Origin of the sequence: Methanospirillum hungatei (assembly GCF_020216685.1) — an archaeon.
Classification (GTDB): Archaea; Halobacteriota; Methanomicrobia; order Methanomicrobiales; family Methanospirillaceae; genus Methanospirillum; species Methanospirillum hungatei_B.
In genome coordinates, this window is record NZ_JAIWNS010000169.1 from 1 (window position 1) to 11448 (window position 11448).

General features: G+C 40.5%; 9 protein-coding genes, 1 tRNA gene and 1 pseudogene. 5 read left to right on the top strand and 6 right to left on the bottom strand.

Going from position 1 to position 11448, the window contains the following annotated elements; all coding sequences use genetic code 11:
• The 3 genes and pseudogenes from LDL35_RS10650 to LDL35_RS15365 form a co-directional block, all read right to left on the bottom strand.
• Window positions 1-1455: tetratricopeptide repeat protein (locus LDL35_RS10650; RefSeq protein ID WP_304022318.1), on the bottom strand; the 1455-nt coding region annotated here is incomplete at its 3' end.
• An 88-nt stretch (window positions 1456-1543) separates the two neighbouring features.
• Window positions 1544-2194 carry a TMEM175 family protein gene (locus LDL35_RS10655; RefSeq protein ID WP_304022319.1) on the bottom strand — a complete coding sequence of 217 codons (651 nt, stop codon included), beginning with the start codon at window positions 2192-2194 and terminating at the stop codon, window positions 1544-1546.
• A 329-nt stretch (window positions 2195-2523) separates the two neighbouring features.
• A pseudogene (locus LDL35_RS15365) lies at window positions 2524-2829 on the bottom strand (TMEM175 family protein); the annotation flags it as partial.
• Between the two features lie 678 nt (window positions 2830-3507).
• On the opposite strand from LDL35_RS15365, the gene LDL35_RS10660 reads away from it, so the two are divergent.
• Complete coding sequence (locus LDL35_RS10660) at window positions 3508-3894, top strand: hypothetical protein (protein ID WP_304022320.1); 387 nt, start codon at window positions 3508-3510, stop codon at window positions 3892-3894.
• Window positions 3895-4195: 301 nt separating this feature from the next.
• On the opposite strand, the gene LDL35_RS10665 is transcribed toward LDL35_RS10660, so the two are convergent.
• From LDL35_RS10665 to glnA, 3 genes are all read right to left on the bottom strand, one after another.
• A tRNA-Gly gene (locus LDL35_RS10665) sits at window positions 4196-4266 on the bottom strand.
• A gap of 58 nt (window positions 4267-4324) precedes the next feature.
• A complete protein-coding gene (gene aglJ, locus LDL35_RS10670; protein WP_304022321.1) occupies window positions 4325-5242 on the bottom strand; it encodes an S-layer glycoprotein N-glycosyltransferase AglJ in 918 nt (305 codons plus the stop codon).
• A gap of 125 nt (window positions 5243-5367) precedes the next feature.
• Complete coding sequence (glnA, locus tag LDL35_RS10675; protein ID WP_304022322.1) at window positions 5368-6699, bottom strand: type I glutamate--ammonia ligase; 1332 nt, start codon at window positions 6697-6699, stop codon at window positions 5368-5370.
• 307 nt (window positions 6700-7006) lie between these two features.
• Here glnA and LDL35_RS10680 point away from each other — a divergent pair, with 307 nt between their 5' ends.
• Genes LDL35_RS10680 through LDL35_RS10695 form a run of 4 tightly spaced genes read left to right on the top strand, consistent with a single transcriptional unit; the run spans window position 7007 to window position 11327 of the window.
• Window positions 7007-8059: a hypothetical protein gene (locus tag LDL35_RS10680; protein ID WP_304022323.1), complete on the top strand. Its 1053-nt coding sequence runs from the start codon at window positions 7007-7009 to the stop codon at window positions 8057-8059.
• Window positions 8056-9567 carry a glutamate synthase-related protein gene (locus tag LDL35_RS10685; protein ID WP_304022324.1) on the top strand — a complete coding sequence of 504 codons (1512 nt, stop codon included), beginning with the start codon at window positions 8056-8058 and terminating at the stop codon, window positions 9565-9567. Before LDL35_RS10680 ends, LDL35_RS10685 begins: the two co-directional genes overlap by 4 nt.
• Before the next feature lies 1 nt (window position 9568).
• Window positions 9569-10309 (top strand): hypothetical protein, encoded by a 741-nt coding sequence (locus LDL35_RS10690; protein WP_304022325.1) that lies wholly within the window; start codon window positions 9569-9571, stop codon window positions 10307-10309.
• A gap of 4 nt (window positions 10310-10313) precedes the next feature.
• Window positions 10314-11327, top strand: coding sequence for a Coenzyme F420 hydrogenase/dehydrogenase, beta subunit C-terminal domain (locus tag LDL35_RS10695; protein ID WP_304022326.1), 1014 nt, complete (start codon window positions 10314-10316; stop codon window positions 11325-11327).
• The last annotated feature ends 121 nt before the right edge of the window (window positions 11328-11448 follow it).

Sequence of the window (11448 nt, forward strand, 5' to 3'; positions counted from 1 at the left end):
CCCAAGTTCATCCAGTATTTTTGCCTTATATATCATGGCCTTTACATGCCGGGGATCAATCCGGAGCACCTGATCATAACACATCATTGCTTCTGACAGTCTGACAAGATTTGTATAAATCTGTCCTAAATAAAACCATGCATCTGAATTTTCAGGGTGTATATGGATTACCTGTTTAAATAAGGTGATTGCTTTATGTGTTTCATGCAATGCCTGATGCGCCCGTCCTTTATTTAAGAGAGCTCTGGTATCTGTAGGATTCTTATTCAGCACTTTCTGATAACTATCAATAGCCTCAAGAAAACGCCCCGCACGGTGTAAGAGCACGCCCCTGTTAAACCAGGCTTTCAGATTATCTGGTTCTTCTTCAGTAAGGTATTCATAATATTGGAGAAGATCGCCATACCTCTTCAATTTTCGAAGAGCGATGATACGATATCCCTGAGCTGCTGAGTCATGCGGATTTATCTGTAACGCTCGTTCAAGTGGTTTGAGTGCATCCTGAAATCTGTTTAAACCCATATATGCAAGTCCCATGAGATTCCATCCTGTTGACTGAAGCGGATAATAGGTAGTAATAAGGCGGGCAGTATTCAATGCCTCTTCAAACCGGTTCATTTTCAATAGTGAAAAACAGGATATCCAGAGTCCTTCATATGCTTTTGGTTTCAGCCATAGCAACCTCTTCGTTGAAGATAATGCTTCAGAATATCTCTCCAGTTTAATAAGTATACGGGATTTTAATTCCCAGGCATGCTGAAATCGATCATCGAGTTCAAGCAGATGATCTACATTCTTTAATGCTTCTTCCGGGATGTTTGACAGAAGCTGACAAAATGCAATAAGAAAAAGAGTTCTCTTGTGGTCCGGATCGCTTGTGAGAAGTTCATGGAATTCCTGTATTGCTGATTGATATTGATGCAGTTTAAAATGACAAAGGCCCTTAAGGAATAATTTTTTTACTTTTTTTATATCGCCAGTTGGTATCTGCTCAAGATATGTGAGGGCTTTTTGAAAATTGGACTGACGATATTCCCCAAAGGCAAGATAATACAATGAAATGGAACGTGTTCTTTCAAAAGTGAAAGCTTTCTGGAGGTGCTCCCGGGCTTGCTCAAAATTATTTAAGTGTAAATGAATAATACCGAGATATAACCATCCAAGTGGTTCCTCTTCATCAGAAAAGATGACTTTTGAAAGATATGGAAGAGCCTTAATCCATTCATGATCCCTGATAAGCTGAATCCCTACAGCGAGGTAAGGATCAGAACCTGATTCATATTCTTCCTGTATGTCTGATTCTTCTTTTAGCTGGATTTCATCGGTTTCTTCCTGAATCAGGATTTGATCATCGGGGATTTCAGGTTCTTCAGCCACCTCCTGAATTATTACTTCAGAACCAAACAGGTTGAGCGAATCAGAGGTAATACGATCCATTGTATCGTCTGATGGCATATCCTGATCCATACGTTATCCTTGGATAGTAAGGGTATAAGTATTATGCGCTAATTATAGCGAATAATAGGAAATGAAGGTATGAAAATCAGAAATCACGGGCATATCTGACACACATAACTATTGGTACAAGATATAGGATTATAATAGGAACAATCCCGAAAGAAATTTCGTTTCCATCAATAAGTATACCGACCAATGCAGTAAGAGGAAAAACGCTTATCCGGAATGATAAATTATTTATATATTCTTTTGTCGTGCTTTTCCGAATAATCCCTGGTAACTTGAAAATATGAACCCACAAACACAAAAGTATAAGCCCGGAGATCAAAATATTTGCATGGAAAAGAATCCCATAAGGAATAGGAACATCAGAAATACTCCAGAGTAGAGATGATAAGGGAATAAATATTATTGTCAGAAGAAAACCAAAAATCAGATAAACACAGAAGCGGTCTATAAACACGCAATGGCGCATGATTTCAAAAGCCAGTATATAAAAAATTGCGAGCAGAATAAAAGTAAAAATAAAACTGAACCCGTCGAAAAATATTGAGAGAAAAAATTCAATAAAAAAATAAATGTCCTCTGATACATTTCCCGAAGGTAATGGAATATTATTTTTTACAATGAGTGTCATCGCAAACGCAAATATTCCATTCATAAGAATTTCCAGCATATCCTGAGGAACGGGACCTTTACATGGTAGTTTTGGATTTTTCATCTCTTTCTCCTCCATACACAACAAGAATACCTGGTTGTCAGGAACCAGTCCAGAAAGAAGATAATCATAGTCCCATAATACAGATTTCTGGTCAGAGTGATATCATTCAGTGAGAGGAGAATGCCGATGACAGCAGTTACCGGTACATATAATATTTTTCTAGAAAAACACCCGCAAATTCGTGTATTTTCAACAGCAGAAATTATTGGTGGAGTATGTGTGATATGATACCATTCACCCATCAGAAATATACTGATAAATAAAATATTGGTATGGAAAAAGAAGGCAATTATTGAGTTACCTTCAAATATCTGATAGAGATGACTTGTTATCGGGATAAAAATGATTAAAATTAGTAATCCGAAATGTATGGAGATGTATCTTCTGTCAACCTTTTTTAACTGATGAAAAATATGGAATGTTATTATCCATATGAGTGCAATAATGAGAAAGGCATTTACGAAACTTAAAATATCCGGGATTTGCATAAGTCCAAACGAATCAATTTTTGTTTCAGCCATTGCATCAGCAAAAGAAGGAAGACGGACATTTTTAAACAATAATAGTAAGGTAAATACGAATATTCCATTGGTCAATCGGCCAATATTTGTCTTTGTGACCGGCCCCTCATCTATGTTTTCTTCGAGCATATACTGTATAGATCATGTGATGTGTGAGATAATATAGTGGATTTTTCGCTTCGGATATGACTTGGAGTTAAATAGATCTACCAATTCACATCAAAACGCCTTGGATCCAAATCCGATAATATTGAATGATTAATTTCTTCTTCATCCACGAATATGTATCAAAATGTCAGACAAGATATTATGTCTATTAAATGAAAGGTAATGGGCCAGATATTCAGTATATGCCGGGCAATATAATGAGAGTATTATATGAAATTCATCTCAACGTTTATAATCTTTCTCTATATATACAGAAATATAAATCATGATAAAAGAGCAGACCAATAAATCTTAAGATGATACACAATATTCCCAAATACTTCTAATATGAGAAAAATTTTAACCCTGAATACGGTATAATTCTCGATTTTATACTCATTATATGAATGTATGAAAATAAGGATAATATGATTTCATTCGATAAACGAAATTTTAAAGATACTTTACATTCATCTTACAATTATTCAATAATTTTTATATATGTCAATAATTTATAGAATGCACATACGATTGAACCATATTTATCCAAAATCCCTATTTCAAGCAGATATCAAAAATATTAATAAATTTTAGGAATTAGATTGATAGTTAAATAAGATCTTTTCTTATATTATTTATGCAATATAATAAAGGACAACTATGACCGACTCGAGTCTTCCGATTAAGTTATCCAAAGAATTAGAAGAGGTCGCTGACCTGTTCAGAGATATTGGAATGAAAAAAAATTGTGCTCTGGTCCTGGTCGCGTTACTTCAGGATGTTGATCTTTCCTCGCGTGAGATTGAACGGATTACAGATCTCAGACAACCGGAAGTTAGTCTGGCAATAACCGAACTCATGAAGCGAAGGTGGATTGATGTGGTTCGCCTTATAACGGAAAACAAAGGGAGACCTGTAAAAATCTATCATATTATTAAAAGGCCAGAAGATATCCTCGAAGAACTAAGAGAAGAAGTTGTTGACGATTATGAAAGAAGAATACGGGAAATTGAACATATAAAAGAGATAATTTTAAAAAAGAATTGATTTACCTTCCGAATACCTTCTTATCTTCAACTGATATAATACATTGAAAATCTAGAGACTTCCTCTTTTTCATATAATAATAAAGCCATTTTCATTCTCGCCTTGAATCCTCTCTTGAAATAATCGAGAAGAGAGGATTATTGCTGGTAATGTACACTGAAGGGGCTTTATTCAATAATCTAATGAACTGAATTAATTTTAAAATTACTCATTATTTTATTATTCTGAATACGGCTTTGATGATGAACGTTCAGATATGTACATAAGAACCAATATTCAAGGGAAAAAATTATGGAAAATATGCGGTAACCGGGGATCGAACCCGGGCTAAGGGCTTGGGAAGCCCCTGTCCTGCCGCTAGACTATTACCGCAGATGCACCACATATGTTATCGATTATCCTTGATAAATGTTACAATTCATCACGGAATCTACTTCTCTTTCCGTAGCTTTTGAATTTCATGAAGAAACTCCCGCTGGTTTGCGAGTTGAATATCAGCCTGAATACCGAACATGACAATCTGAATACCTACAATAATAAGGGTTACTGAGAGTATCGTGAGCGGAATATGATCAATCTTTAAAAGCCACTCATATACGATGTATATCCCAATACCTGCACCAGCCAGGAGGAAGATGAGCCCTATAAGACCAAAATAAAACATCGGGTTATTCAGCTTGGCCAACCGGTAGATGGTTCGTCCTATTTTTATCCCGTCATGGAAAGGATCCAATTTGGTATCACTTCCGATTCTGACTCCATACGATACCGGAACTATTGCCACCTTATCATCATTCCGAACAGATTCAGAAGATATCTCGGTTTCAATACCAAAACCCTCTTCATATAGTCGCATTCTTTGAAGAGATGCAAGAGTGAATGCCCTGTATCCAGTCAGAATATCATAGAGGTACCGCCCATGACTGATCTTAAATAACCAGTTTAAAATACGGTTTCCGGTTAAATTCAGGCGATTAAATGAGACATGGTTAGAGGGAATCAGACGATTTCCTAATGTCTGATCATATCCGGATAAAAGTGGAAGAACCAGAGCATCTGCATCTGCAGGATCATAGGTATTATCACCGTCAATAAGGATTACATAGGGTTTTGATATATGTTCAATAGCCTGGATAAATGCAGCCCCTTTTCCTTTCCCTTTTTGTATGATCACGTTGGCCCCGGCTTGATGAGCCTTATCTCTGGTATTATCTGTACTATTTCCATCGATAACGAGAATATCATAATACCCGGCATTATGAAACTTCTGAATAAGAGGACCGATTGTCGGCTCTTCATTCAGGGTAGGAATAAGGACGCAGACCTGTTCCCTGGGAACTTCCATCATATATACGTTATTTTAGAAACTATATAGTCCAATCCTCTCGTTCTGTCAATATTAGTGATAGAGAAGATATTTCTGACTAAAAAACCCTAATAAGTCTGCTTAAAAACAAATAATAAATGAAAAAATTAGAAATTATTGATGTATCGCTCAATTTCCCAAGGATGAACAGTGAGGCGGAATTCATCATTTTCTGCAACAGCTATCTTGGTCAGGTTTTCGACGATATGTGGACCGAGTGCATCACAGATAACCTTGTCTTTTAAGAGCTCATCATTTGCTTCGATAAGAGAGCCTGGAAGCATCTCAATACCTCTGCTCTTTCTCTCCTCTTCGGTCAGGTGATAAATATTAACATCGGTTGGTGCAGGAGGAAGGATCTTATTCTTAATACCGTCAAGTGCCGCTGCAATCATACCGGCAAAGAGCAGGTAGGGATTACAGGTTGGATCTGGGCTTCTGAACTCTGCACGAGTACTATTACCACGAGCAGCAGGGACACGAATCATTGCAGACCGGTTTGCTGCACTCCAGGTAATGTATACAGGAGCTTCATATCCGGGTACCAGACGCTTATATGAGTTAATGGTTGGGTTACCAAGACGGGTAAGTGCCTTTGCATGCTTCATAAGACCACCGATATAGTAGAGCATGGTCTCTGAAAGCTGGTTCTCTGCATTTGGATCAAAGAATGCATTCTTCCCGTCTTTGCTCAGTGACCCATGAGTATGCATACCGGTTCCGTTTATCCGGCCGATTGGTTTTGCCATAAAGGTTGCATGCATACCACTCATGAGTGCAAGGGTTTTTGCTGCAAATTTAAAGGTAATAACTTTATCAGCAACAGAGAGAGCATCTCCATATTTGAAATCAATCTCATGTTGTGAGTCTGCAACTTCATGGTGAGATGCTTCAATTTCAAAGCCCATATCAGTCAATGCAAGAACAATCTCACGTCTGAGATCTTCTGCAGCATCACTGGGTGCCAGGTCGAAATATCCTCCATGGTCTACAAATTCGGTAGTGGCCTGTCCTTTTTCATCTCGCTTAAAGACAAAGAATTCTAATTCCGGACCACAGTTGAAAGTAAACCCTAATTTTGCTGCTTCATCCAGATTTCTTTTCAGAACTGATCTTGGATCACCTTCAAATGGTTTGTTACCGTATGTGTAAACATCACAGATAAACCGTGCAACCCGCTTATCTGCCGGTCTCCAGGGAAGAATCTGATAGGTACTGATATCCGGTTTCAGAATCATATCAGATTCATCAATTCGTGCAAATCCTTCGATTGAAGAACCATCAATCCAGATTCCTTCAGTAAGGGCCTTCTCAACCTGAACGACAGGTATTGCAACATTCTTGGGGATGCCAAGGATATCATTGAACTGCAGGCGGATGAATTTTACATTATCAGCCTTTATCCGTGCGATCATTTCGCTGACCTTTGCATCAGACATTGAAACATACTTCTACCTAATTACATTTAAATTTAACTCTCACGGATCATTTTTTTCTTGTTACTTATTCATGTAGATTTACATGAATGATCACCAATCAGTTTTGAGTGGAGGGCTATTCAAAAAAAAGTAATGTTATCAGAAAAATAAGTTACAATTTCAGCGTTTCAAGGAGATATTTGCACCGAACAGGTTAATAAAGATGAAAAGCTTATAAGAATCATACAAGCAGTTAGCTTCCATGCCGGAATTATCCGGAATTTGCTCGTTGCCTTATAATGCATGTCAATGAGACTTATGTGATGTTATGTGTGGAATAATCGGAGTAATAGATAAACAGCGTGAGCTCATGGATGGCTCCTCCATCAGGGATGCCCTTTCGATAATGGATGAGCGCGGAAGTGGTGAAGGTGCCGGATATGCAGCATATGGAGTATACCCGGACTACGCCGATCTTTATGCCATTCATGTTTTTTATGATAATCTGGTCGAACCTAAAGCCCAGGTAGAAGATCTCCTCGAAACCTGGGGGATGATAGAGCATGATGAAGAGATACCGACCTTCGAACAGGCAGGAATACCCAAAATTCATACGCCTTGGAGATACTTTTTCCGCCCCAAGACACGGTTAATGCAGCGGAGCAGAACTCCTGATGATGAGATTGTAAAACACATTGTCATGGAAGTGAATAAATCCATAAAGGGAGCATTGATTTTCTCATCAGGAAAAAACATTGGCGTATTTAAGGCATCCGGATGGCCAGAGGAGGTTGCTGATTTTTACCGGGTCGAGAAATATGAAGGATATCTCTGGCTTGCCCATAATCGGTACCCGACAAATACCCCCGGATGGTGGGGTGGAGCTCATCCCTTTAATCTCCTGAACTGGAGTGTTGTCCACAATGGAGAAATTACCTCATATGGAACCAACAGGAGATATATTGAGAGTTTTGGATATGACTGCACGATGTATACCGACACGGAAGTTGTTGCATATCTCATGGATCTCCTCGTCCGACGACACGGATTGACCCAGGAACTGGCAGTACGTGCTCTTGCTCCTCCCTTCTGGGAAGAGATTGAACGAATGCCCGAAGATATTCAGAGATTAAATACCGCTCTTCGTCTCACATATGGGTCGGCGATGATGAACGGGCCTTTTGCTATTGCTGTTGCTTCTCCAGACTCGATTGTCGGATTTTCAGACAGAATTAAACTCCGCCCCTTGGTAATCGGCGAACATGACAACAAGGTATTTATCTCCAGTGAAGAGGCAGCAATCCGAACGGTGGATTCTGCGATTAAGAATATCTATATGCCAAAAGCAGGCCATCCAATTGTTGGGAGGACGGTCGCATGATCATTGGATCCAGACCAACAAAATTTCAGGTTGTTATTGACAAGAACCAGTGCATGCTCTGTGGAAGATGTGTAGATAACTGCTCATATGGTGTATTTCGGATGGAACCAGAAGGAATCATCACGAATACCCGAAATTGTGTGGCCTGTCACCGATGTATCTCACAATGTCCCCGTGATGCTATCACCATCATGGAGCGTCCCTGTGATTACCGGTCTCATCCGGTCTGGACTGCTCAGGTGAAAGAAAATATCTTTAAACAGGCAGAAAGCGGAAAAATTCTCCTTGGCGGGATGGGGAATGCACAACAATACCCAATCTTATTCGATCACCTGGTTCTCGATGCCTGTCAGGTAACAAATCCTTCAATTGATCCACTCCGTGAGCCGATGGAACTTCGGACATACATCGGAAAAAAACCCCGGCAACTTGAATTCATTCAAAAATCTGACTCAGACATCAGTCTTGTAACAGAGCTGGTACCAAATCTCAAACTTGAGACCCCGATAATGATTGGTCATATGAGTTATGGGGCTATCTCTTTGAATGCTCACAAAGCGATGGCAAAAGCGGTATCAGATATTGGGACATTTATGGGAACCGGAGAGGGAGGGCTCCATGAAGCTCTGTATCCCTATCAGGAACACATGATTGTGCAGGTTGCATCAGGAAGATTTGGCGTTGATGTCAATTACCTTGAACGAGGAGCTGCCATCGAAATTAAGATAGGTCAGGGAGCAAAACCCGGAATCGGCGGACATCTCCCTGGTGAGAAGGTTTGTGCTGATGTATCTTGTACACGGATGATCCCGGAAGGCAGTGATGCCATAAGTCCGGCACCTCATCATGATATTTACTCCATTGAAGATCTGAAACAACTGGTAATTAGTCTGAAAGAAGCAACTGAATGGAAAAAACCAGTCTTTGTAAAAATTGCAGCGGTACATAATGTAGCAGCCATTGCAGCAGGGATTGCCAGGTCAGGAGCAGATGCAGTAGTAATCGATGGATTCAGAGGAGGAACAGGAGCAGCACCATCAGTCTTCAGAGATCATGTCGGTATCCCGATAGAAGCCGCCGTTGCAGCCGTGGATACAAAACTCAGGAGACAGGGAATCAGAAACGAAGTCTCCATCATCGCATCCGGTGGAATCAGGCAGAGTGCAGATGTTGCAAAAGCTATCTGTCTTGGAGCAGATGCAGTCTATATCGGAACTGCAGCTCTCGTAGCGATGGGATGCAGGGTGTGTGGAACCTGCTATCGTGGTCTTTGTACATGGGGAATAGCAACACAGCGTCCGGATCTTGTCGCAAGACTGGATCCTGAAGAGGCGTCACATAATGTAAAAAACCTCATTGATGCATGGACATTGGAACTTGCGGAATTGATGGGTGCTGCAGGAATCAATAGTATTGAATCTCTTCGTGGGAACCGTGACCGTTTGAGAGGATATATGCTTGATCAGTCAATGCTTGATGTTCTTGATGTCAAAGCGATAGGAGCCTGACATGACTACTATTACAATAGATGCGGCAGGGATTCACTATACTCCGCTCAACAAACAGATCAGGCAGGCCGTCCGTGACGGGGCTTCTGAAATCATTTTAAAAAATGTCATGGGTCAGCGGTTTATCGGTGATGGCCTTATCGGCAATGTGAAAATTACCATTCACGGAGTACCCGGAGGCGATCTGGGGATGTTCATGAAAGGACCCACCATTGAAGTATTCGGGAATGCCGACCACGCACCTGGAAATACCATGGATGAAGGTACAATTATCATTCACGGTGCGAGTGGTGATGCAACCGCTCATAGTATGAGGGGAGGGAAAGTCTTCATCAGGGATGATATCGGCTATCGTGGCGGAATTCATATGAAACAATATCAGGATAAACGTCCGGTCCTGATTATAGGAGGAACAGCCAAGGCATTTTTAGGAGAATATATGGCAGGCGGACTTGTTATCATGTTCCGGATTCAGGATGAAGAACCATATGCAGAGATGGGCCTTGCAAGCGGCATTCATGGGGGTGAAATTTTCATCAGGGGGGCAGTTGAAGAATGGACTTTGGGTATCGGGAGTAGTGCAAGACCGGCAACATCAGAGGATATTGATAGAATAAAATCATTCATCTCTGAATTCTCTCAATATTATGGCATTGACCCTGTGAAACTGATGAACAGCTCATATACCCGGATAGCACCGGTGAGTGCCCGGCCATTTGCCGGTAAATATACCTGGGAGTGAGGACATGATAAAGAAAAAAACCTATACTGCATTACAGGAAGAAGTCTGGGATGCGGGTATCTGCAGCGGATGTGGTGCATGTGTTGCGGTATGTCCTGCTGATGCTCTGTATGTTCCTGATGATCCTGGTATTGTCCGCCCCATCTCATCCGGTTATTGTAAACAGGAGACTGATCAGGTACCATGTGGAGCATGCTATGAAGTATGCCCCCGGACAAAACCAGAAAAAGGAGAATTGCTCGGCAATTATCTCTTCTGTAAAGGTGCGCGTGCAACTACTGAAATTTCACATAAACAAAGTGGAGGAGCAGTCACTGCAATACTGGCAGATGCATTCTCGAAAGGTCTTATCGACGGGGTCATTACTGTTTCAGAGGATCGCTGGACTCATAAACCCATATCTGTTCTTGTTACCAGTGCCGGTGAGATGCTTGAACATGCAGGAAGCCGATATAACTGGAGTGTTCCAGTATTAAAGGCATTGAAAACAGCGGTCGTTTCGAAAAAGTTAACTAGGATTGCCATCATCGGGACTCCATGTGTCATGCAGGCTGCCCGTCTCATGAAAGACTCTTCTCATGATCTGGTAAGACCCTTCGGGAAAGCAATCAGACTGATGATCGGTCTTTTCTGCACGGAGAGTTTCAATTATTATCCCTTAATGGAAGAGATACTGAAACAAAAGCACAATATTCAACAGTATGAAATCATTCGAATGGATGTAAAGGGAAAGCTTGAGCTGACCCTGTCAGATGGAAATACTGAAAACATTCCTTTGAAAGAGATAGAATCTGCAATAAGGGAAGGATGTAAAACTTGTAAGGATTTTACTGCTCTCGATGCTGATATTTCTGCAGGTAGTGTTGGAACACCGGATGGATGGACAACACTTCTTATCCGTACCGGTGTGGGAGAGCAGTTCGTAAAAAGTGCTGTACAATCAGGAATGCTTGAACTTATGCAGGAAACGGATATAAGTGCAGTTACAAGACTTGCTGAAAAGAAAATTACTCATTAATTTTTAACCTTTCTCCGGATACTATTTATCTCTCTATAGTGAATATAGAAGGAGATTATCTGATTTGCAATGGATGATAACACTTCTGAAGACCTTCCTCCTCATAGTAGACTATCTGCAG

Excerpts from the sequence above, each read along its gene's own strand:
- LDL35_RS10695 (WP_304022326.1), top strand. The coding sequence starts at position 10,314 with ATGATAAAGAAAAAAACCTATACTGCATTACAGGAAGAAGTCTGGGAT.
- LDL35_RS10690 (WP_304022325.1), top strand. The coding sequence starts at position 9,569 with ATGACTACTATTACAATAGATGCGGCAGGGATTCACTATACTCCGCTC.
- LDL35_RS10655 (WP_304022319.1), bottom strand. The coding sequence starts at position 2,194 with ATGGAGGAGAAAGAGATGAAAAATCCAAAACTACCATGTAAAGGTCCC.
- LDL35_RS10685 (WP_304022324.1), top strand. The coding sequence starts at position 8,056 with ATGATCATTGGATCCAGACCAACAAAATTTCAGGTTGTTATTGACAAG.
- glnA (WP_304022322.1), bottom strand. The coding sequence starts at position 6,699 with ATGTCTGATGCAAAGGTCAGCGAAATGATCGCACGGATAAAGGCTGAT.
- LDL35_RS10660 (WP_304022320.1), top strand. The coding sequence starts at position 3,508 with ATGACCGACTCGAGTCTTCCGATTAAGTTATCCAAAGAATTAGAAGAG.
- aglJ (WP_304022321.1), bottom strand. The coding sequence starts at position 5,242 with ATGATGGAAGTTCCCAGGGAACAGGTCTGCGTCCTTATTCCTACCCTG.
- LDL35_RS10680 (WP_304022323.1), top strand. The coding sequence starts at position 7,007 with ATGTGTGGAATAATCGGAGTAATAGATAAACAGCGTGAGCTCATGGAT.